The 21,952-nt window shown below is 59.3% G+C and carries 21 protein-coding genes; 10 read left to right on the top strand and 11 right to left on the bottom strand.

Annotated elements, in window-relative coordinates:
• The first annotated feature begins 9 nt into the window (after nucleotides 1-9).
• Genes RSF91_RS10545 through RSF91_RS10535 form a run of 3 tightly spaced genes read left to right on the top strand, consistent with a single transcriptional unit; the run spans nucleotide 10 to nucleotide 2,398 of the window.
• The gene (locus tag RSF91_RS10545; protein ID WP_332568373.1) at nucleotides 10-840 is read left to right on the top strand and encodes an alpha/beta fold hydrolase; all 831 of its coding nucleotides are present in this window, start codon (nucleotides 10-12) and stop codon (nucleotides 838-840) included.
• Between the two features lie 9 nt (nucleotides 841-849).
• Entirely contained in the window at nucleotides 850-1,476 is a 627-nt protein-coding gene (locus RSF91_RS10540) for a hypothetical protein (RefSeq protein ID WP_332568372.1), read from the top strand.
• Nucleotides 1,477-1,507: 31 nt separating this feature from the next.
• Nucleotides 1,508-2,398 (top strand): PoNe immunity protein domain-containing protein, encoded by an 891-nt coding sequence (locus RSF91_RS10535; RefSeq protein ID WP_332568371.1) that lies wholly within the window; start codon nucleotides 1,508-1,510, stop codon nucleotides 2,396-2,398.
• On the opposite strand, the gene RSF91_RS10530 is transcribed toward RSF91_RS10535, so the two are convergent.
• Nucleotides 2,384-3,208 (bottom strand): alpha/beta fold hydrolase, encoded by an 825-nt coding sequence (locus RSF91_RS10530; RefSeq protein WP_332568370.1) that lies wholly within the window; start codon nucleotides 3,206-3,208, stop codon nucleotides 2,384-2,386. The genes RSF91_RS10535 and RSF91_RS10530 overlap by 15 nt on opposite strands.
• A gap of 218 nt (nucleotides 3,209-3,426) precedes the next feature.
• Between RSF91_RS10530 and RSF91_RS10525 the strand changes: the two genes are divergently transcribed.
• Nucleotides 3,427-3,795 carry a DUF962 domain-containing protein gene (locus RSF91_RS10525; protein ID WP_332568369.1) on the top strand — a complete coding sequence of 123 codons (369 nt, stop codon included), beginning with the start codon at nucleotides 3,427-3,429 and terminating at the stop codon, nucleotides 3,793-3,795.
• Between the two features lie 60 nt (nucleotides 3,796-3,855).
• On the opposite strand, the gene RSF91_RS10520 is transcribed toward RSF91_RS10525, so the two are convergent.
• Together RSF91_RS10520 and RSF91_RS10515 are read right to left on the bottom strand one after the other, a co-directional pair.
• On the bottom strand, nucleotides 3,856-5,709 hold the full coding sequence (locus RSF91_RS10520; protein ID WP_332568368.1) for an AMP-dependent synthetase/ligase: 1,854 nt from the start codon (nucleotides 5,707-5,709) through the stop codon (nucleotides 3,856-3,858).
• Between the two features lie 221 nt (nucleotides 5,710-5,930).
• Complete coding sequence (locus RSF91_RS10515) at nucleotides 5,931-7,172, bottom strand: YihY family inner membrane protein (protein WP_442878838.1); 1,242 nt, start codon at nucleotides 7,170-7,172, stop codon at nucleotides 5,931-5,933.
• A gap of 623 nt (nucleotides 7,173-7,795) precedes the next feature.
• On the opposite strand from RSF91_RS10515, the gene RSF91_RS10510 reads away from it, so the two are divergent.
• Nucleotides 7,796-8,251: a DUF2069 domain-containing protein gene (locus RSF91_RS10510; RefSeq protein WP_332568366.1), complete on the top strand. Its 456-nt coding sequence runs from the start codon at nucleotides 7,796-7,798 to the stop codon at nucleotides 8,249-8,251.
• On the opposite strand, the gene RSF91_RS10505 is transcribed toward RSF91_RS10510, so the two are convergent.
• On the bottom strand, nucleotides 8,227-9,144 hold the full coding sequence (locus RSF91_RS10505) for a LysR family transcriptional regulator (protein WP_332568365.1): 918 nt from the start codon (nucleotides 9,142-9,144) through the stop codon (nucleotides 8,227-8,229). The two genes, RSF91_RS10510 and RSF91_RS10505, sit on opposite strands and share 25 nt — an antisense overlap.
• A gap of 170 nt (nucleotides 9,145-9,314) precedes the next feature.
• On the opposite strand from RSF91_RS10505, the gene RSF91_RS10500 reads away from it, so the two are divergent.
• Nucleotides 9,315-10,745 (top strand): FAD-binding oxidoreductase, encoded by a 1,431-nt coding sequence (locus RSF91_RS10500; protein ID WP_332568364.1) that lies wholly within the window; start codon nucleotides 9,315-9,317, stop codon nucleotides 10,743-10,745.
• 61 nt (nucleotides 10,746-10,806) lie between these two features.
• Here RSF91_RS10500 and RSF91_RS10495 read toward each other — a convergent pair whose 3' ends face one another.
• Nucleotides 10,807-11,430, bottom strand: coding sequence for a hypothetical protein (locus RSF91_RS10495; RefSeq protein WP_332568363.1), 624 nt, complete (start codon nucleotides 11,428-11,430; stop codon nucleotides 10,807-10,809).
• A 224-nt stretch (nucleotides 11,431-11,654) separates the two neighbouring features.
• Here RSF91_RS10495 and RSF91_RS10490 point away from each other — a divergent pair, with 224 nt between their 5' ends.
• The 3 genes from RSF91_RS10490 (at nucleotide 11,655) to RSF91_RS10480 (ending at nucleotide 14,352) form a co-directional block, all read left to right on the top strand.
• Nucleotides 11,655-12,482, top strand: a complete 828-nt coding sequence (locus RSF91_RS10490) for a thymidylate synthase (RefSeq protein ID WP_332568362.1) — start codon at nucleotides 11,655-11,657, stop codon at nucleotides 12,480-12,482.
• Nucleotides 12,483-12,603: 121 nt separating this feature from the next.
• Nucleotides 12,604-13,101, top strand: coding sequence for a dihydrofolate reductase (locus RSF91_RS10485; RefSeq protein WP_332568361.1), 498 nt, complete (start codon nucleotides 12,604-12,606; stop codon nucleotides 13,099-13,101).
• Nucleotides 13,102-13,269: 168 nt separating this feature from the next.
• A complete protein-coding gene (locus RSF91_RS10480) occupies nucleotides 13,270-14,352 on the top strand; it encodes a metallophosphoesterase (RefSeq protein ID WP_332568360.1) in 1,083 nt (360 codons plus the stop codon).
• A gap of 54 nt (nucleotides 14,353-14,406) precedes the next feature.
• Here RSF91_RS10480 and RSF91_RS10475 read toward each other — a convergent pair whose 3' ends face one another.
• Nucleotides 14,407-14,850, bottom strand: coding sequence for a lipocalin family protein (locus RSF91_RS10475; protein ID WP_332568387.1), 444 nt, complete (start codon nucleotides 14,848-14,850; stop codon nucleotides 14,407-14,409).
• Nucleotides 14,851-15,205: 355 nt separating this feature from the next.
• On the opposite strand from RSF91_RS10475, the gene xth reads away from it, so the two are divergent.
• Nucleotides 15,206-15,982, top strand: coding sequence for an exodeoxyribonuclease III (gene xth / locus RSF91_RS10470; protein WP_332568386.1), 777 nt, complete (start codon nucleotides 15,206-15,208; stop codon nucleotides 15,980-15,982).
• Nucleotides 15,983-16,018: 36 nt separating this feature from the next.
• On the opposite strand, the gene RSF91_RS10465 is transcribed toward xth, so the two are convergent.
• The 5 genes from RSF91_RS10465 to glnA all read right to left on the bottom strand — a co-directional run bounded on the left by RSF91_RS10465 (nucleotide 16,019) and on the right by glnA (nucleotide 21,875).
• Nucleotides 16,019-16,804 (bottom strand): hypothetical protein, encoded by a 786-nt coding sequence (locus RSF91_RS10465; protein WP_332568359.1) that lies wholly within the window; start codon nucleotides 16,802-16,804, stop codon nucleotides 16,019-16,021.
• A gap of 239 nt (nucleotides 16,805-17,043) precedes the next feature.
• Entirely contained in the window at nucleotides 17,044-18,561 is a 1,518-nt protein-coding gene (ntrC, locus tag RSF91_RS10460; RefSeq protein ID WP_332568358.1) for a nitrogen regulation protein NR(I), read from the bottom strand.
• A gap of 46 nt (nucleotides 18,562-18,607) precedes the next feature.
• The gene (gene glnL / locus RSF91_RS10455; protein WP_332568357.1) at nucleotides 18,608-19,720 is read right to left on the bottom strand and encodes a nitrogen regulation protein NR(II); all 1,113 of its coding nucleotides are present in this window, start codon (nucleotides 19,718-19,720) and stop codon (nucleotides 18,608-18,610) included.
• Nucleotides 19,721-19,756: 36 nt separating this feature from the next.
• Nucleotides 19,757-20,281 (bottom strand): hypothetical protein, encoded by a 525-nt coding sequence (locus RSF91_RS10450; protein ID WP_332568356.1) that lies wholly within the window; start codon nucleotides 20,279-20,281, stop codon nucleotides 19,757-19,759.
• Nucleotides 20,282-20,459: 178 nt separating this feature from the next.
• Entirely contained in the window at nucleotides 20,460-21,875 is a 1,416-nt protein-coding gene (gene glnA / locus RSF91_RS10445; RefSeq protein ID WP_169106853.1) for a type I glutamate--ammonia ligase, read from the bottom strand.
• Nucleotides 21,876-21,952 lie beyond the last annotated feature (77 nt).

Below are 21,952 nucleotides of genomic sequence, written 5' to 3'. Positions count from 1 at the left end.
GAGACAACGATGCGTATCCAAGTTCAAGGGGCAGATATTTACGCCTATACCGGCGGCAAGGCGTTCGATGCCGCCAAGCCCACAGCCATCTTCATTCACGGCGTGCTGTGCGACCACAGCGTGTGGGCACTGCAAAGCCGCTACATCGCCAACCACGACTGGAATGTGCTGGCGCTGGATCTGCCCGGCCATTGCAAAAGCGGTGGCGCAGCGCCAAAGACGGTTGAAGGTGCTGCCACTTTCATCGGCCAATTAATGAACGCTGCTGGCTTGCAAATAGCCGCCCTGATCGGCCACAGCTGGGGCAGCCTGATTGCCATGGAAGCAGCCTCCATGCTCAGAGACCGCATCAGCCATCTGGTGCTGGTGGGCACGGCCTTCCCCATGAAGGTCTCTCCCGCGCTGCTGGAATCGGCCCTGAACACGCCCGAAAAAGCCATTGCCATGGTCAATACCTTCTCGCGCGCAACGCTGTCACCGCCCAATGGCGCGGGCAGTTGGGTGTTTGGTGCAGGCATGGCGCTGGGCCGCCGCGTGCTGGCCAGCAATGCCGGCACCAACTTGCTGCACGCAGGTTTTACCGCCTGCGACCGCTATGCCGGCGGTGAAGCAGCCATGGCCCAGATCACCTGCCCGGTTTTGTTTGTACTGGGCGAGCAAGATCAGATGACACCGCCCAAAGCCGCCAAAGGCCTGATCGCCGCGGCACAAGCTGCAGGTAAAACAGTCAAAGTACAAATGATCACCAACGGCCACAACCAGATGACAGAATCGCCCGACGCTACGCTGTTTGCGATTCACGATTTTTTGACGACATCTCGCACCCACCCATTACCTTAGGAAATGCACATGCTGGAGAACCTTGAAAAACATGCGGTCTACAAAATACTGTCACTCATCGGTTTGGTGATTGGCATTGTTTTCGGGGCGGTAAAGCTCAAGCAGGAGCTTATGCCCTCTGAAGCGAAAGCCGCTTCAGCCGTACCGGCTCAAGTCGCTCCCAGCAACAACACTTCTGCGAACACCGCCAGTACTCCGCCATTTGCCACCCCGCAAGCTGTAGCCAGTGCGCCTGCGGGGCAATATGTACAAAACCAGATTTATATTGATCTGGACAACTTCCAGCTCGGCAAGCAGTACGCTGGCAAATCGGTAGAGATGCCCATCATTTTTGATGGCTTTACGCCATGGCTGGCAGGGCCCACCAGCCCTGCAACCGCTGTACTGGCCAAGCGATATCTGTTCATCTCGCATTTCGACATCAACCAGCCCAAGCCACCGCAAGGCATGCTGTCTTCACAGACCGTGGTGGTGCCCCTTGATAAAGCACAGGCGCTGCGCGAGATCAAGCTGCCTGCCCGCCTATTGCTGACCGGTCAGGTCAAGCTGTTTGATGTGAAAAAAGAGCTGGGCATGACGAAAAAATCTGAGCCCGACACACTGATCTTTGAAGTGGAATCCTTCAAAGCACTCTGAACCGCGCATAGCCCTCGTATTTAACCCTCGCATGACTTTGATGTTTGACAGCCAGCTCACCCAGGCACTTCAGAGCTGGAAGCAAATCCCCCTGGCCAGCCTCAGCCCGCGCCGCAAGCTCAATCTTGCAGATAAAAAAGCCGACTGGAAGGCGGCACTGGCCACGCTGCAGCGCTTTGCCAATAGCCCCGGCTACCAGACCCCGCTGGATCTGCACGCCCATTCGGCACTGGAGAACTACTGGGGCTGGCAGGCTGCTGGGCAAGAGGCCAGCCATTTACTGATCTACGGCATTGATCTGGGCCTGCCCGGTGATGTGCTGCGCCCCATTTATCTGGAGACGGTAGCGCTGTGGAAAGACGCAGCCTCCGTGGCCAGCCACGCGCGCACCAGCATGAGTCAGGCCACAGGTGAGGACTACGGCGTGCCCGCCCCCATCAACGCCTGCAGCGCAGAGTACAAATACGCCGTCATCCTGATGGCGCTGGCCGTTCTGCTCGATGCGCCCGAGAAAATCCCCGCCATCGTCGAGCAAGTGCTGGCCTTTGACACCGACCGCCTGCTCGACTACCTGAGTGCTGCGGCCATTGAGCTGGAAGAAGTCAACGAAACACTGCTCCACCCCCGCCCCTATGGCGCGCTGCTGCCGTTTTTTGAGCTGCTGGGCGAGCCATCACCCGAGCCACTGGTAGCCTATGTGCAAAGCCAGTACGTCGATTTCTTGCGCCTCTCACCCTCGCAGCAAAAGAAAGGTAAGCCTTGGCTAGGCACATTTTTCTGGGCGCTGGAGGTAGGGGCCTTGTCTGTGCTTTACAGCTGGGACGATGCGGCGCTGCGCGCCCTGCCCCACTACCCGGCTGATCTGGTGGATTTTGCCCACGCGCACAGCCAGAGCGCTGAGCCCGAATCAGGCGATTTTTGACAAAAACTGCGCAATACGCCCGGTAATGCGATCAGGCAGTTCGCGGTGCGGCACATGGCCGCCGCCCGCAATGATCTCGGCCTCGCACGGGCCTTGCGCCCAGGTACAGATGTTTTCGGGGTGAATGAGAGAGCCAAACTCGTCCAGCTCGCCATGAATGGCCAGCACCGGGCAGTGCACCTGCTTCAAGGCGGCATCCAGCCGGTAATGGGCAAAGGGCTCGCTCAGCCAAGTATCTACCCAGGCTGACAGCACCCAGGCCGCCTTGTCACCGTGATAGCGCGAGAGCCGCTCCAGTTGCCCCGGCTGGGCAAAGCTGTCGCGCGCAGCGCGAATGCCTTCCAGCGTGCGCTCTTCCACAAAGCTCTGGGCGGACTCGGTCATCAGCGCCTTGCACTGCAGCGGATACGTCGCTGCCACCATGGCCGCCATGCCACCACCCACGCTGTGACCCAGCATGACAAAAGCATCCAGCCCCAGCGCCTGATGAATGGGGGTAAAGCCTGTCGTCACCTCGCCCTCAACAAAGCGGGGGCCCAGCTGATGCGGGTTGGCATCGGACTGCCCAAAGCCCAGCCGGTCATAGGCAATGACTTCACGACTCGTCGCGACGGCCAGCTGCTCAGGAAAATCGCGCCACAGGGCCACACTGCCCAGCGAGTCATGCATGAGCACAATCGGTGCTTTTTTGGGCGCATTGCCCGCCCCTGCCTGCGGCTGCCAGCGTTTGACGAACAAATGCCCATCAGGCGTAGGAACACGGATTTCACTCATAGCGATCTCAACAGGCGGCATGGTGTTGTCAAACATGGGCAGTTTCGGTTTTGAGAGCAGGAGACGGAGCTGACACCTTCGCAAGAGCGCGCCAGTGGCAGCAGCGGTAGCGGACTCGGCAGATTTTGCGCAGTCTTGCCTCAACCGACCTGTCTTTCAGGTGACGGATCAACGCTAGCAGCCACGCACTTACCCGCTGGCCCCGCTGCACGCTCGGCGGTATAAGAAAAGCTCACATCAAACCGAGGTTTGCCATGTCTCAGTCCACGACCACCGAACGGGAAGGCGACGCAGCTGGAGCCGCAAAAACTGCTGTTGACCCTCGCCAGTTCAAGAGCTTTGCCGAGTTCTACCCTTTCTATCTGGGCGAGCACAGCAACACCACCTGCAGACGGCTGCACTTCATCGGCACCAGCCTGTCGCTGGGTTTTTTGCTGGTGCTATTTTTGACGGGCGACTGGTGGTATCTGCTGGCCGCGCTGGTCTGCGGTTACGCCTTTGCCTGGGTGGGCCATTTCGGTTTTGAGAAAAACCGGCCTGCCAGCTTCAAGCGCCCGCTCTACAGCTTTCGCGGCGACTGGATGATGTGGCGCGACATTTTGCTGGGCCGCATCAAGATGTGACCCACGCTCATCCACAAAAAAACGGGCCGCATGGCCCGTTTTTGATGGATCAATTGGCACTTAGCCCACGCGGCGATTGCCGTAGATGCTCTCAATTTCATCAGCATAGCGCACCAGAATAGGGGCGCGCTTGACCTTCATCGTGGGGGTGAGCAACTGGTTTTCTACGCTCCACGGCTCCAGCGTCAGCAGCAATGCACGCGGCTGGGCGTAGCTGGGAAAGTCCACACTCAAGGCCTGCAGGCGCTTGAGCACAGTCTGCACCACCACGGGCTGGCGCAGGGTTTCGGGGTTGCCTGCATCCCAGCCGTTTTCGCGGGCAAACAAGGCCCAGTTTTCTTCATTGAGTACCGCAATCGCGCTCACATAGGGGCGGTGGTCGCCCAGCACCATGATTTGATCGATCAGCGGGTCGGCAAGCAGCGACAGCTCCAAGTCAGCAGGCGAAATTTTCTCGCCGGTCGAAGTGACGATGATTTCCTTGAGTCGCCCCATCAGGCGAATGCGGCCCTTGACCAGCTCAGCCTGATCGCCGGTGCGCAGCCAGCCGTCTTCGGTAAAGGCGGCAGCCGTTTCTTCGGGACGCTTCCAGTAGCCCTTCATCACAATCGCGCCGCGTACTTGCAGCTCATGCTGCTCGCCGATGCGAACTTCAACGCTGGGCAGGGGCTCGCCCACCGTGGCAGGGTCGTTGCTGTCCAGCGTGACGACGGAGATCACGGGCGTGGTTTCCGTCATGCCATAGCCTTGCAGCAGCGGCACATCCAGTGCCAAAAAGGTGCGGGCCGTGCTTTGCGGAATGGCGGCGCCACCCGTAATCGCCATGCGCACGCAGCCGCCAAATATCTGGGCGATCTGCTGGCTGAGCTGCGCATGCGCAGCGGGTGCAGGCGTGCCAATCAGCGCCGCATCATGCTTGTGCAGATCGGTAATGTCTTGGCGCGCACAGAAGTTGGCCCAGCCCCACTCCACCGCAGCTTCAAAGGCCTGACGCTCTTCCTCGGGGCCCGCCAGAATTTTCTCCAGCATCTTGGCGTGCACGCGCTCATAAATGCGGGGCACGCAGACCAGGATGGTGGGCTTTTCGGTCTGCATATCCTGCATCAGCAAGGCGGCAGAGCGTGCATAGGCAGTGCATGCGCCGCTGGCAATGGCCAGGTAGTAGCCCACGGTGCGCTCAAAGGTGTGCGAGAGGGGCAGAAAGGACAAAAAGCGGTCGTCCTGACGCGGGTGCACGCGCTCGGCAAAGTCTGAGACATCGGCCATCACATTGGCGTGGGTCAGCATCACGCCCTTGGGCTTGCCCGTGGTGCCCGAGGTGTAGACGATGGCCGCCACATCACCGGGCTCTGGCAGGGGCGGTGCGGGCTGGCTTGTCATGGCTGTGCCTTCTTGCAGCCAGTCGGCCAGCGCCAGCACGCGGGGCTGGCCGGGGCTGACTTGCGGGGCTGGCAAGCCATCCGCCACCACCACGGTCTGCAGGCTGGACATTGCATAGTCTGTGGCGCGCAGGCGCTCCCATTGGTTCAGGCTGCTGAGCACCAACAGGCTGATTTCGGCATTGTCAAAAATATAGGCAATGCTGGCCGGGTTGTCCGTGGTGTGCACAGGCACCGAGATGACCCCCATCTGCAAGGCGGCCTGATCCGCGCACATGGCGTTGACACTATTGGGCAGCCAGATGCCGATGCGGTCACCATGCTGCAGCGCGCTTTGCTGCAAGGCCGCACGAAACTGCATGACAGCGGCACCAGCCTGCGCCCAGCTCAGCTGAGTCCAGGGCTGGTCTTTGCCCGCAAATTCACGATAGGCAGGCAGTTCAGGCGTGGCCGCCACGCGCGCTTGCAGCATGTGGGCCAGGCTGCGCTGCTGCCAGGGGTGGGTGACCGGTTGACCCAAAACAGATTGGCTCATAAATATCAAAAAATAAAATGCAACAAAGCGCAGGCTAGAGCCATGCTCTGAGCATGTTTGTAGGCTGGAATGAAATTCGCCCGAAGGCTGGGCCTGCGCAAGAGCATGTTTGCGACATAAGGCCTCAGTCTACCGGGCAGGTGATGGATTCGCTGATTGTGCAGCGCCCCACCAGGAAGCGCGCACTTGCTATCAAATATCTAGCTGGTCTCGCTGGCTATTCATAGAGTTTCGTGGTTTTCATCAACTCTATGAATACCCTCTATGGGAGCCGCAATCAGCTCGGCCACAGTCATCACATCCAGCTGGGCGCGCTGCCACAGCGGCTTCACCGCTTCAGATGGCTGCAGCAGCAGGCGCTGCACTAGTGGCTCGACCAGCGTGGTGTGCGGGTCCACCAGCAGCACATAGCGGGGCTCCGTGCTCTCCAGCGACACATAGGCATCTGGCGGCTGCACGGCACCCACCCAATCCAGCTGGGCCAGCGCCTGCAGCACAGGCTGAATCTGCGAAGCTTCTATGCGCAGGCGGCGCGAGAGCTGGTGCACAAACAGGCCTTTGTGGGGCAGCTCTCGCTCTTTGGCCAGGCATTGCAGCACCTCGACGGCCAGCTCAAACTGCCAGCCCTTGTGGCCCGTCATCCGCTCTACCCCGCTGAGGATGGTGGGCAGATAGGCGGTGACCAAAGCACCCGTCAGCACAATGCTCCATGCCACATACATCCAGATCAGCAAGATGGGCAGCGTGGCAAATGCGCCGTAAATCACCGAGTAGGTGGGCACGGACGACAGGTAAATACCCAGCGCCTTCTTGGCCACTTCCATGAAAACAGCCACAAACACGCCGCCCACCATGGCATGGCGCCAGCGCACCGGCGTGTTAGGCACGTAGTGATAAAGCCCGGCCATGCCTGCGGCCAGCACCACAAACTCGATGGAATCAAACACAAAGCGCAGACTGCCTGGCAATGCGTTAACCAGCCCTTTGGATGCCGACATCACATACGACGACAGCACCAGACTCAGGCCCAGCAGCAGCGGCCCCAGCGTAATGGCGGCCCAGTAAATCAGCACGCGCTGGCCCAGCGGGCGCAACTGGCGCACGCGCCAGATGTTGTTGAGCGTGCGGTCAATGGTCAGGATCAGCGCAAGCGCCGTCACCATCAAAATGGAAAAGCCCACCAGACCCAGCTGACTGGCCTTGGACGCGAACTGCGTCAGATAACCCAGCACCTGCCGCGCAATGGTGTCGGGGATCAGGCTGTCCATCAGCCAGCGCTCCAGCACCTGTTGCGCCTTGCCAAAGATGGGGAAGGCCGTGAACAAAGCCAGCGCCACGGTAAAGAACGGCACCAGCGCCAGCAGCGATGTGAAAGTGAGGCTGCTGGCCGTAACTCCCAGCCGGTCTTCCTTGAAGCGGGCCAGCAGCACCTGCGCGGTGTTTTGCCACGGGAAGGTGCGCATCCGCAACTGCACGCGGCGGCTTTTGCGGTGGAATTCGTCCTTCAGCTCTTGTTTGCTGGGCACGCGTGGTTTGGGAATGCGCCCAGCCAGGTCTTTACAGCCAGCCAGCAGCACTTTCGCCTTGCCAAACCTGTCGGCAGACGCTGCGCTTGCTCCTGAAACAGAAGCATCTCCCGCCTGATGTGACTGCGCTGGCGGCATGTTTGGTGCTGAATTCGCAGCATAGCCAGACCAGCTCTGACCCGCCTGACTGAAGGATGCGGCCGGTGGCGCAGCCTGTGGTGCAGCGGGTGGAACGGCTTGCTGTGGAGGCTGCTCCGCATGGGACAAATCCAATGGCGGCGCAAACTGAGGTTCTTGTGCATCAAACTGCGGCTCTTGCAAGCTGGGCTCTTGACGCAGATGCGGCTCGGGCGAAGGCGTCACGCCAGCGGGTGATGGCTGCTGCACCTGCGCATTTCCTTCCAGCGCAGCCCAGAAACCAGTCCGATCATTTTTCTTCATGACTGCACTCCTTTCACGCAAAAAAAGGAGTCGCGGGCCTGCGCAAAATCAAACGCAAGATCGAAAAGAAAAGATCCGGATTCAAAGGAAGCTGCCATGGTCGATATGATGCCACTGCTATGACCGACGCCCTCTCGCCCCACGCCCCCGAAAACACTTGCTCACCAATCAATCAGCCCGGCACCGACGTGGCCGCCACACGCTGGCTGGCCGTTGGCAGTCTGCTTGCGCTGATGGTGCTGTGCGTGGCCTGGGAGCTGTGGCTGGCGCCCTTGCGCCCCGGCGGCACACTGCTCTTCCTCAAGGCGCTGCCGCTGGCCTTTGCAGTGATTGGTCTGCTCAAGCGCCGCATGTACACCTATCGCTGGATGAGCCTGCTGGTGTGGCTGTATTTCACCGAAGGCGTGGTGCGCGGCTGGAGCGACCCTGCCCCCAGCCGCTGGCTGGCGCTGATTGAGGTGGCGCTGTGCGTGCTGCTCTTCATCGCCTGCGCGGCCCATGTGCGCCTGCGCCAGAAGGCAGCCAAGGCGGCCTTGGCTGCTGCCACGGCTCAATCCGGCGCGATGCCCTCATAACGCGCCAGCGTCTGCACCTGCCCGGCTAGCGCTTCAAACAGCAGTTGCGCAGCGGGTGACAGCGCCCGGCGTGGCCGCTGAATCAGCAAGGTGCGGCGCAGAATGCGCGGTTCATCAAGCAGCCTAAAGCCCAAGTCCCCCTGCAAACCCAGCGACGGATGCCGCGCCGTCAGCGCCGGGACAATGCTCACGCCCAGCCCCAGACTCACCGCTTCAAACAGCAATTGCGGGTTAGACAGGCGCAGCGACGGTTGCAGCACATTCACCGGCATGCCCGGCGCAGCGGCCAGCAACTGGCTGATGGCGGTATCGGTGGTCAGCCCCACAAACGGCAGATGGGCCAGATCAGCCGCCACCAGCCGCTGGGCCTGCAACAAGGGCTCGTCCGCGCGGGCGACCAGCCCCATCGCATCACTCACCAGCGGCTGGGTCAGCAAATCACCGCCTGCCGGGTGGGCCGCACCCACGCCAAAATCCACCAGCCCGGCCTGCACACGCTGGGCAATGCCTTCGGCGCTGTCTTCAACCAAGTCCACCTCAATACCCGGGTACTGCTCACGCAGCGCGGGCAGCACCGGCAAAAGCAACACAGCCAGCACCGAAGGCGCAGCCGCAATTCGCACCTTGCCCCGGCGCAGCGCCGCCAGATCGCCGAGGTTCTGAAAGCCCTGCTCCAGCGTGTCAAACGCCTGGCGCACATCGACCAGAAAGGCCTGGCCCGCGCTGGTCAGCCCCACGGTGCGTGTGGTGCGGTCAAACAGGCGCATGCCAAGCGCTTCTTCCAGCTGACGAATGGATTCGGACAGGGCCGACTGCGTCAGGCACAGCTCCCGCGCTGCCGGGGCAAACGCGCCCTGCCGCGCCACTTCATCAAAGGCGCGCAGCTGGCGCAAGCTGACATTATTCGGAAAAACTGGCATAACCCATCAATTTATTTCGATTGCCCCGAAGTCTGCCATGTTCTACGCTTGCGGCTTCATGGTTTTCCTCGGCCAGTGCCGGTATGTGGCTTAGGATTTCCTCTGTTCTCCCTCTATGCCGCTCCTGCTGCGGCCCGCTTGCCATGACTTCCACTGCCCTGCTTGATTCCCTGCGCCAGATCGTTACTGCCAACCATGTACTGACCGACGGCGATTTGAGCGCCTATGAACAGGACTGGCGCAAGCGCGTGCACGGCAAGGCGCTGGCCGTGGTGCGCCCCGGCAATACCGCAGAAGTAGCGGCAGTGGTCAAGGCCTGTGCAGCAGCGGGCGTGCAGTTGGTACCCCAGGGCGGCAACACTGGTCTGTCGGTGGGCTCCACCCCTGACCAAAGCGGCCAGCAAATCGTGCTGAACCTCACACGCCTGAATGCCGTGCGCCATATCGACAAGGACAACCTGACCTTCACCGTCGAAGCGGGCTGCATTCTGCAAAACCTGCAAGAACTGGCAGACAAGCAAGGCCTGCTGTTCCCTCTGTCGCTGGCCGCCGAAGGCAGCTGCACGATTGGTGGCAATCTGGGCACCAACGCAGGCGGCACACAGGTGGTGCGCTATGGAAATACGCGTGATCTGTGCCTGGGTCTGGAAGTGGTCACGCCGCAGGGCGAGATCTGGGATGGCCTCAAGGGGCTACGCAAGGACAACACCGGCTACGACCTGCGCGACCTGTTCATCGGCAGCGAAGGGACGCTGGGCATCATCACCGCCGCGACCATGAAGCTGTTCCCCCAGCCCGCCGCGCAGCTGACGGCCTTTGCCGCTGTGCCCAGCATGGAAGCCGCCGTGCGCCTGCTGGGGCTGGCGCACCAGCATCTGGGTGCTGGCCTCACGGGTTTTGAAGTCATGGGCCAGTTTGCGCTGTCTCTGGTCGTCAAACACATGCCGCAGCTGCGCGTACCGTTTGCCGATATGCGTGACGAAGCCCCTTACTGTGTGCTGCTGGAAAACAGCGATAGCGAATCCGAACAACATGCGCGCCTGCGCTTTGAGCACCTGCTCGAACTCGCTTTTGAAGACGGCTGCGTGGTCAACGCCGTGGTGGCAGAGAGCCTGAGCCAGGCCCATGATCTGTGGCATATCCGCGAGAGCATTCCGCTGGCGCAGGCCGAGGAAGGCCTGAACATCAAGCACGACATCTCGGTCGCTGCATCGCGCATTCCCGCCTTTGTGGAGCACGCTGATGAGGTGCTCAAGCGCGAGATTCCCGGCGTGCGTCTGGTCAACTTCGGCCATCTGGGCGACGGCAATCTGCACTACAACGTGCAAGTCCCCGAGGGAGAAGACGGCAAGCAGTTTCTGCGCGAGAAAGAAGCGCTGGTCAACCACCTCGTCTATGAAGCCGTGGCGAAGTTTGACGGCTCTTTTTCGGCCGAGCATGGCGTGGGCGCACTCAAGACGGACAAGCTGGAAAAATACCAGTCTCCTGTTGCCCTGCAAATGATGCGCGCTATCAAAAATGCACTGGATCCGCAGGGCATCATGAACCCCGGCGTAGTGCTGACACGGGCCTGATCACCAGGCGCCCACAAAAAAGCCCTGCAAGAAATTGCAGGGCTTTTTGCATGTTCACGACTCAGGATACGGGCTGCTGATTGGCAATCAAGGTCTGCATATCCTTGGGCCATGGAATGTCTGCGCCATCCACATCGGTAAACACGATCTGCTTGCCCTCCGTCAGCAGCCAGATGCGCAGGCCGTTGCGGGCGGGGTCAATCACCACGCCCGCAGACTCTTCGCCACCCATGCGCTGGCGGTTGCCAAACACGGTCAGCATGTTTTCCTGCATCTCAAGCGGGCCCACAGTCTCCAGATTCTTGAGCACGGTTTCATAGTATTGGCCCGTCAGCGCCTTCAGGCGCTCAGCCAGCACACCGGTTTTCAAATAGTCCACGCCATCCCAGCGGTACTTGCCTTCCATGCTTTTCAGGCTGACCAGTCCCTCTTCGCCATCCTTGGCCACATGCAGCACGCGCACTTGCTCAATGGCGGTGCCGGGGACGACCTGGGCGGTCGCCGCAGGGACTTGCTCAGTCGCGGTGGCCGCTGGTACGGCTGCTGGCTCAGGAGCCGGTGCAGGTGCTTGCGCAGGGGCATCAACGGGCGCTGATGCTGCAGGGGCCTTGGTCTGGTCACAGCCCGCCAGCAAAGCCGCGCAGGCCAGTGCACTTGCGGCGGCAGTCATCAAAATTCGCGACATCCAGCAACTCCTTATGTAATGGCTCAATTGTGCAGGTGCAGCAATGCATCAGCCCACTTAACGCCGCAGCACATAGGCCTTTGATCTGACCCACACTGTCAATCAACCTACACGTGGCAAACTCAAACCATTGCACCCGCGCAGAGTTCTGATCTGGGTGCCAGCCCCATTCAAGAGTCGGCCCGCGTCCTGTACGCTGAGCCGTCCCGTCCATCTATAGCACCATGAACGCCAACACCCCTCTGCGCCCCGTGCGCAACCAGTACGAATCCTTTATGCGCCATGTCTTTGAGCAAGGCGTGGCCAAGGGCGACCGCACCGGCACGGGCACGCGCAGCGTGTTCGGCCACCAGATGCGCTTTGACCTGAGCGAAGGCTTCCCGCTGGTGACGACCAAGAAGGTTCACCTCAAGTCCATCATTCTGGAACTGCTGTGGTTTCTCCGTGGCGACAGCAACGTGAAGTGGCTGCAAGAGCGCGGCTGCACCATCTGGGACGAATGGGCCGACAAGACCACGGGCGACCTGGGTCCCGTGTACGGCGTGCAGTGGCGCAGCTGGCCTAAGGCCGACGGCACGCATATCGATCAGATTGCAGAAGTCGTCAAGCAGCTCAAAAGCACCCCCGACAGCCGCCGCATCATCGTCAGCGCTTGGAACGTGGCCGAGCTCGACCAGATGGCGCTCATGCCCTGCCACTCGTTCTTCCAGTTCTATGTAGCCGAAGGCAAGCTCAGCTGCCAGCTGTACCAGCGCAGCGCCGATATCTTCCTGGGCGTGCCCTTCAACATCGCCAGCTATGCGCTGCTCACCCACATGCTGGCCCAGCAATGCAACCTGGAGGTGGGCGACTTCATCTGGACTGGCGGCGACTGCCATATCTACAACAACCATTTCGAGCAGGTGCAGACCCAGCTGGCGCGCCAGCCCTTTGCCTACCCGACGCTGAACATCAAGCGCAAGCCAGACTCCATCTTCGACTACGAGTTTGATGACTTTGAAGTGCTGGACTATCAGCACCACGCGGGCATCAAGGCGCCTGTTGCGGTTTAAGCTGCACACTGTTCACTATAAAAATCAAAGCTGCTTGCGCTTGATTTCAATAGGTTTCAAGGTTTTTCACCCATGAAATCTATGAATAACAAGCGCAAGCAGCTTCTTTATTGATAGCTATATGGCCATCCAACTCATTTACGCCCGCGCAGCCAACGGTGTCATCGGCAAGGACAACACCATGCCCTGGCACCTGCCAGAAGACATGGCTCACTTCAAGGATCTGACCCGGGGCAGCGCCGTCATCATGGGCCGCAAGACTTGGGACTCCCTGCCAGCGCGCTTTCGCCCCCTGCCCGGCCGCACCAATATCGTCGTCACCCGTCAAGGCGACTGGCAGCCCGAACCCGCATCCGACAAAGTGGTTCGCGCAGCCAGCCTTGAAGAGGCGCTGGAGCTGGCCCAGAAGCTGTCGCAAGATGTCTGGGTCATAGGCGGTGCGCAAATCTACGCGCAGGCCCTGCCCCTGGCCGATGCCGTAGAAGTCACAGAAATCGGCCGCGACTACGAAGGTGATGCCTACGCGCCCGAGTTGGGAACCGACTGGAAGGAAGTGCGCCGCAGCAGCCACATTGCCGCCAACGGTCTGCCCTACAGCTTTGTGCGCTTTGAACGATAGGTTTCATCACGTCGCCGACTGACACATAGACAGTCCAGCAAGAGACAGCGTCCCTCTTGCCGTATCACTGCTGCATTGCAACAATCGTCAGGTTCACGCTGGCTTGCCGTATGACAATGGCAAGTCCGTCATCGCCCCTCCAACCGCGCAAGCCCACAGCCTTTCACCATGAGCCTAGTCCAGCCTCTTCCCCCTGGTGCCCTCGACATCGTTGGCGATATCCACGGCGAATACTCCGCGCTGGTTCAGCTTCTGGCCAACCTGGGCTATGACCTGCAAGGCAATCACCCAGACGGAAGACGCCTGGTCTTTGTGGGCGATTTTTGCGACCGCGGGCCAGACAGCCCTTCCGTGCTCGCGCTGGTAGGAGGCATGCTGGCCTCAGGCAAAGCCCATGCGGTGCTGGGCAACCACGAAATCAATCTGCTGCGTGAAGATGCCAAAGACGGCTCCGGCTGGTTCTTTGACAGCCGCGTTGATGCTGATCAGCCCAAATACGCCCCCTTTGCACGCATGCCTGCGGCCGAGGCACCGGCCATGCTCAGGCTACTGAACCAGCTACCCATTGCGCTGGAGCGCGAAGACCTGCGCATCGTGCATGCTGCATGGCGGCCCGAGCAGATCGCCATGATTCGCAAGCTGCCCAGCGGCAGCGCCCGAGCCTCCTACGATCATTTTGAAAAGCTTGCCGATGCACAGTCCACCGCCCAGCGCGTGGCTGAGCGCATGCGCCAGGAAGAGCTCAGCTGGCCGCACAGTCTTGAAGACTACCGCTACGAGCCGCCCTTTCTGCCCGCGCACAGTGAAAACGAGCTGAACAAAGCCATGGTCAACCCCCTCAAGGTGCTGACAGCCGGCGTGGAGCGTGAGTGCCGCAACCCGTTTTACGCAGGTGGCAAATGGCGCTTTGTGGAGCGCGTGGCCTGGTGGAATGAATACAGCGAAACGCCCGCCGTCATCGTCGGCCACTACTGGCGCCGCATGCGCGCAGCCGATGCGCCCGCGCACGGTGCGCAGTTTGAAAACCTGTTTGGCGGCACCTCGCCGCTTTCATGGCATGGCCTGCGCAGCAATGTGTTTTGCGTGGACTACTCCGTCGGCGCACGCTGGCTAGATCGCCTGCGCGGCGATGATCCCATTCAACGCAGCAAACTGGCCGCCATGCGCTGGCCCGAGCGCGTACTGGTCTTTGATGACGGCATGCAAGCCGCAACCGAAAATTTTGGGGTCGAGGTGGTTTTGCGGGACTAAGCCGAGCTTGTTACGCGCTTAGCCCCTGCGTATCAATGGCTGCGCTATCGGTTCTTATTGCGCGACCAGCAACACACGGCTCAGATCCACACCCAGACCCTGAGCCTTTTCAAGCAGCTGCTTGAATTTCTGCTCAGGGATGGACTTGCTGCGCGAGAGCAGCCAGAAATAGTCAAGGCTATCGCCAATCACCAGCGAGGTCTGGTAATCATCATCCAGACTCACCACGTTGTAGCCGCCATAAAACGGGCCAAAGAACGAGACCTTGAGCGCCGCCACATCGGACTCGCCCAAAAAACGTGCCTTGCCATTGGCTTGACGCCATTCTTTCTTTGCCGCGTCATAACCCCGGTTGACCACCAGCACCGAGCCATCGTCATTGAAGCTGTAGTTGGCCGATACCTCAGTCAAGCCCTTTTCAAACCGGTGGTCGATACGGGCCAGTTCATACCAGGTGCCCATATAGCGCTTGGCATCAAAACCAGTGACCGGCTTGATGCCTCTTGGCACCGAGACCGCGCAACCCGAAACCACCGCAGCGACGCCTGCCGCCGCCACGGTCAAAGCAGCTGTACGGATCAAAGAGCTTCTCGATAAACGCATTGTTGTGTCCTCAGGTTCAAAGCCCTATTCAACCATCGCACAGCAGGCTTGGCACCCAAAGCGGGTTTTGCATTCAGAGGAACATTTGGACAAACAACACCGCCGCGAATCCCTTGAAAAACACCTCAATGCGCTACGCATTCAGAATGATGGGAGCGCCGCTTTGGCAGGCCTTGAGTGACTGGCGACTAGACTCACCTCAGGACCCCGAAGACGAAGTCACAACTGATTGAATAAAGTTTTTATGACGATGAAAATTGCCACCTGGAATGTGAACTCTCTGACGGTGCGTCTGCCTCAAGTACTGGACTGGCTGGCGGCCAACCCCGTCGATGCGCTGGGCCTGCAAGAGCTCAAGCTCACTGACGACAAGTTTCCCCACATGGCTTTTGAAGAGGCCGGGTACAAGGCCATCAGCCACGGACAAAAAACCTATAACGGCGTGGCATGGATCACCCGCGACACTGGCCGCGATGTGGTGCGCAATATTCCCGGCTTTGAAGATGAGCAAGCCCGCATCATTGCAACAACGATTGATTCACCCTCAGGCGAGATTCGCCTGATCAATGGCTACTTCGTCAACGGCCAAGAGCCGGGCTCTGAAAAATTTGCCTACAAGATGCGCTGGCTGCAAGCGCTTCATGACTGGGTCAAAGAACAGTTGGCTTTGCATCCGCGTCTGGTGCTGGTGGGCGACTTCAACGTAACCCCCGAAGATCGCGACTCCTATGATCCTGTTGGACTCAAGGACACGATTCACCACACAGTCGAAGAGCGTGGGCATTTTCAGGACTTGCTGAAATTGGGCCTGAGCGATTCATTTCGCATGTTTGAGCAGCCCGAAAAAAGCTTCTCATGGTGGGATTACCGCATGCTGGGCTTCCAGAAAAACCGTGGCCTGCGCATCGACCATATTCTGGTCAGCGACGCACTGAAAAGCAGTGTGACCGCCTGCGTCGTGGACCGCACTCCTCGCAAAAACAAACAACCCAGCGATCACACCCCTGTGGTGGTAACGCTGGGTTGAAGTGAGCAAGTGGCGGCGAAATACGCTGAATATGTCTCAGGCTGGGCCGCGGCTCAGCCACTGCAAAGCCTCAACGTGACCGCGCAGCACCATCACATGGTGCTTGAGCAGCTTGGTGACGTCTGACGGCAAGGCCTGCTGAACAATGCACTCAGTTCTGTCTAGCCATGTCTGCAAGCGCTGCAAAACGCCGCTCAATGTCTCGGCAGCCGCTGCACCCAGATAGCCAACCCAGGCCCTGCGCAGGCGCTCCAGCAGGCCCAAGTGCTCTTCTGCTGTTACCACCTCTTGCACAGACGTGCCGTCAATCAGCCCTTCCAGCTCGACCACCAGTTTGTGAGAGTCATGTGAGAAGCGACGCAGCGCATCATTGGTCATGCTGGACTCTGCCGTGCGCAAAAAAGAGCTTGAGCTTTCTGCAAAACTCTGTCCGGCCTGCAACACCAGCGCAAGACCCATTTTTGCGGTGTCACCCAAAGGCTTGGGCTGCAGCTCCCTCTTTTGCGGTGCAACAGCGCGGCTATAAGCAGCTTTGACAGCGGCTTTGACCTGCGCCCAATCGAGCAGGCTGTGACCATGCGCTTGCAGCCAGCGGGCGCGCAATTCGTTTTCCTGAGATTCAAAACTGGGCAAGCCCACCTGACTAGCCCCTTGCTCATGGCCAGCTTGCCAGCCCAGTTGATAGGCGGGCGCGTACTGATCAAAGCCGCGCCCGGCGACAAAGTAGGACTCAAGCGTGTACTGGGTGTGCCAGAAGGCGTCTTCCGCCTCGGGCATCTGCGGAAGAAGTGACCCACTCGCTGCAGACTGCGGCTCAGACATTGTTGCAGGCAGGTGATTGGTAGAAAGCAGGTCAGCGAGCAAGGCAGTGATCCAATTGACAAAGTATTTGTTAATTTTTGTCGAGCTGCCAATCAACCTGTGTCGTCAGCCGTAATTGCACTCCGTAGGACTAATGCACTCAAAAAAGAGAGCAAAGGCAATCACGGTCTTACTGAACACCGCAAATACAAGCCAGAAACTGAAGATTCGCCTTTGAGATAAAGCCCTTAACCAGGGATTCAATCAAAGTTTTCGTTCTCCAGCCCCAGCTCCTGCAGCTTGCGGGTAATGGTATTGCGACCAATGCCCAAGCGGCTTGCCGCCTCAACGCGTCGGCCATGGGTAGCGGCCAGCGCTGTACGCAGCAGTTGCGCTTCAAACTTGTGTGAGAGTTGATCCCACACATCGTTATGCCCCTCTGCGAGCAGCTCTTGAGCTTGCTTGCCAAGCCCTTCCAGCCAGGCTTCAGTCTCTGCAGGCAATGGAATGAAGGACTGAGTCGCCTCTGCACTGAGCACAGGCTCCACTTTCTCAGCAGGCTGTGCAGCACCTGACAGTGCAGACGACTCAGCCACTGCGCCGCTATTGAGCACTTCAGGCGGCAAATCTTTAAGTGCAATCTGCTGCGCAGGGGCCATGACGGTGAGCCAGTGGCAGATGTTTTCCAGCTGGCGCACGTTGCCCGGAAAGCCAAAAGTCTGCAACCGGTTCATGGCGACACCGCTCATGCGCTTGGGCTCCACCCCCAGCTGGCGTGCGCTTTGCTGCAGAAAATGCTGGGTCAGCATGGGCACGTCCTCCTTGCGCTCACGCAGGGCGGGCAAACGCAGGCGAATGACGTTCAAGCGATGGAACAAATCCTCGCGGAAGGCGCCATCCTTTACGCGGATTTCTAGATCTTGATGGGTGGCTGCAATCACGCGCACATGGGCTTTGACGGCCTGATGACCGCCCACCCGGTAAAAATGTCCGTCAGAAAGCACACGCAGCAGACGCGTCTGCAGCTCAAAAGGCATGTCGCCGATTTCATCGAGAAACAGCGTGCCACCTTCGGCTTGTTCAAACCGGCCACGACGCTGGGTTTGCGCGCCGGTAAATGCACCGCGCTCGTGCCCGAACAGTTCGGACTCCAATAGGTCTTTGGGAATTGCTGCGGTATTGATAGCTACAAACGGTCCTCCAGCAACGGGAGAGTGCTTGTGCAAGGCTCTAGCAACCAGCTCCTTACCCGAACCGGATTCGCCAGTGATCAAGACCGTGACCTGGCTCTGGCTCAATCGACCAATGGCACGGAACACATCCTGCATGGCCGGGGCCTGACCCAGCATTTCGGCCTGCACAGGGGCCTGCACATCGGCCACTTCTTCGCGCTGGCTTTCCTCAACCGCGCGGCGGATCAGCTCCACAGCCTTGGGCACGTCAAAAGGTTTGGGAAGATATTCGAACGCACCGCGCTGAAACGCAGAGACCGCGCTATCAAGATCGGAGTAAGCCGTCATGATGATCATGGGCAGGCCGGGTTGCTGCGCCCTCACCTGCTCCAGCAGCTCAAGGCCTGAGCCACCGGGCATGCGGATATCGCTGACCAGCACTTGCGGGGCCTGACGCTCTGGGTCGCTGCTGTCTACATCTGCCAGGGCCTTGAGGACATCACGCGCCTGGGTAAAGCTGCGAATGGGCCAACCTTCGCGCCCCAATGCCTTTTCAAGCACAAAGCGGATGGAAGGGTCGTCGTCCACAATCCAGATCGGCTTCATTCGTGCAACACCCTTTCCTTGTTCGGAATATTAGTAATGTCAGGCTTTATGGCAGCGGAATCAGAATTCGGAAATCCGTCCTCCCGGGCTGGCTATCGCATTCGATCAAGCCATGATGGCGCTGCACAAAGGTCTGAGCGAGCGTCAGACCAAGGCCTGAGCCACCATCTCTGCCAGATACCAAGGGATAGAAAATTCGCTCCTTGATGGCATCGGGTACACCTGAACCGTTATCAATGACATGCAATTCCAGTGCCAGTCTGTGGCGCTCACGCCCTAAAGTGGCCTGCCTAGCCACACGGGTCTTGAGAATGATCTCAGCATCGCCTTCGGCAATACGCCTGCCCAGTGCCTGCGCAGCGTTCTGGACAATGTTCAGCAGAGCCTGAATCAGCTGCGCGCTATCGCCGCGGAACTCAGGGATGGAGATGTCGTAGTCACGCAGAATCTTGAGCCCTTGCGGGTGCTCGATCAGCACCAGCGAACGAACGCGCTCACACACCTCGTGAATGTTGACGTCGCCCACATCATGCGGCTGGCGATGCGGTGCCAACAAACGATCGACCAGGGCCTGCAGGCGATCTGCCTCATGGATGATGACGGTGGTGTATTCCAGCAGCTCCGGCATGACCAGATCCATTTGCAGCAACTGCGCCGCACCGCGAATACCGCCCAGCGGGTTCTTGATCTCATGCGCGAGATTGCGAATCAGCTCTTTATTGGCCTGAGCCTGCTCGCGAATGCGCTCTTCGCGGTCCTGGCGGGCCTGCTGCTCAAGCGGCCACATCTCGACCATCACATGCCCAGCCTTCTCCGCCAGAGAGACTGCAGCGTGAATGGGCAATGGCTCCAGCCCCAGACGCAGCAAGTTCGCCTCAAAGCGCAGCGCAGCGAAATCATTGGAGCGCGCGCCGCTCAAGGCCTTGTCCAGCAAGGCGGGCTCGGCCACACAGGTGGCAAACTCGCTCCCCACCATGATTCGGCGCGACTGGCCGAGGGCATTCTCAAGCGCCGCATTGACAAAACGCACCATGCCGCGCTCATCCAATACGGCAATCAAGGTGCAAAGCCAGTCTAGAGACTGGTAGTTTTTCTGGTCGGTTTCATCCAACTCCAGGTTGGATGCATCGGGGGGGGGCAAGTCAGCGGTTGAACTCATGCAATAGATCAGATGTAACCAGCCCCGTGGACTGGGTTAATTGCCTGCGGGCAAGCGATCCAGTTCTCGCTTGATACCTGCGACATCGCTCTCCTGGCGGGCGATGTCTGCTTTTAGCTTGGCCACCCGCTCTGGGTAGCCCTGAGGATTGCGCAACTCCAGTGCCGTGCGCACAGGGTTGCCGTCGTTGTACTCAGCCTTCAACTCACTTAAACGGGCTTGTGCCTTGCTCAGCTCGCTTTGCAAGATGGCGCGGGCATCAGAGTCACGTGCTTTTTGAGCAGCGTTATCGCTGCGCACAGGCGCAGGTGCTGCGCTGCTAGATGCAGATGTTGCAGGCTTGGGCTTGGCCGGTGCAGCGGTTGTGCCAGCGCTGCTGCTGCCAGATGAGCGCGTGCCATGAATGACAGTGACGCCGCCGCCATCAACCGGCTTGCAGCCTTTGGCCTTAGCCTGCGCCACATTGTTGGTGTATTCATTGCCACAGCGGTAAATCACATCCTGCGCAAAGACAGCGCCAGACACCGCAAGCAGCAACGACAACACATAAAGCTTCTTCATTCGTTCCCTCTCAGGCAGACAGCGACAGCAAGTCCGCGATACCTTGAGTATCGCTCCAAGCTTGCAGGTTTATTCACTACTTGATTGCTGCCGTCCTGTTTGGTTCCTTATGCGCCACGCTACCTCAATGACTGTGCAATAAAAAAGGCGGCTTGCGCCGCCTCTTTTGCTCCTCGCTTTACAGCGAGAAGTACATGTCGTATTCGACAGGGTGCACCGACTGACGGTAACGAGTCACTTCGCCCATCTTCAGCTCGATGTAGGCATCCAGCATGCTGTCGGAGAAAACGCCACCCTTGGTCAGGAAGGCGCGGTCTTCGTTCAGCGCGTCCAGGGCCTGGTCCAGGCTGTGGCACACGGTAGGCACCAGCTTGTCTTCTTCGGGAGGCAGATGGTACAGATCCTTGGTGGCTGCTTCGCCGGGATGGATCTTGTTTTCCACGCCGTCCAGACCCGCCATCAGCAGAGCCGCGAAGCCCAGGTAGGGGTTCATCAATGGATCGGGGAAGCGGGCTTCCACGCGGCGGCCCTTGGGGTTGCTCACGTAAGGAATACGGATGGAAGCGGAACGGTTCTTGGCCGAGTAAGCCAGCTTCACAGGAGCTTCAAAGCCAGGGACCAGACGCTTGTAGCTGTTGGTGCCGGGGTTGGTGATGGCGTTCAGAGCACGGGCGTGCTTGATGATGCCGCCGATGTAGTACAGCGCGAAGTCAGACAGACCGGCATAGCCGTCGCCAGCAAACAGGTTCTTGCCATCCTTCCACACGGACTGGTGCACGTGCATGCCAGAGCCGTTGTCGCCAGCGTAGGGCTTGGGCATGAAAGTAGCGGTCTTGCCGTAGGTGTTGGCTACGTTCCAGATGATGTACTTTTGCAGCTGTGTCCAGTCAGCGCGCTCAACCAGGGTCGAGAAGCGTGTGCCGATTTCGTTTTGACCAGCGCCGGCCACTTCGTGGTGGAACACTTCGACGGGAATACCAACGGCTTCCAGCAACAGCGACATTTCTGCGCGCATGTCTTGCGTGCTGTCAACGGGAGGCACTGGGAAATAGCCGCCCTTGTTACGGGGACGGTGACCACGGTTGCCGGTTTCAAACTTGGTTCCAGTGTTCCATGGCGCTTCGTACTCTTCGATTTCGAAGAAGGGGTTGTGAGGCTCGGTACCCCAGCGCACGCCGTCGAAGATGAAGAATTCGGGCTCGGGTCCGAAGTAGGCGGTGTCGCCCAGACCAGAGGCCTTCAGGTAGGCTTCAGCGCGCTTGGCGATGGAGCGGGGGTCACGGTCATAGGCCTTGCCATCACCGGGTTCGATCACGTCACACTGCAAAATCAGTGTGGTTTCTTCAAAGAAGGGGTCGATGTTGGCAGTATTGGGATCGGGCACCAGTTGCATGTCCGAAGCTTCAATACCCTTCCAGCCCGCGACGGAAGAGCCGTCAAAAGCGTGGCCGGAGACAAACTTGTCTTCGTCAAAGTGCGACACGGGCACGGTTACGTGCTGTTCCTTGCCACGGGTATCGGTAAAGCGCAGGTCTACGAACTTGACCTCGTTATCCTGCACCATCTGCATCACATCTGCTACGGTCTTCGCCATTAGATCTCTCCTGCCAACGTGGCTGATCAAATAAAGAATAAATACTATTAAGCAGTTTACGTGCCAACTTCCGTTGC

Source organism: Comamonas sp., assembly GCF_036643215.1.
Classification (GTDB): Bacteria; Pseudomonadota; Gammaproteobacteria; order Burkholderiales; family Burkholderiaceae_C; genus Comamonas.
The sequence above is the reverse complement of the archived record's forward strand: the minus strand, read 5'-3'. Positions and strand labels throughout refer to the sequence as shown.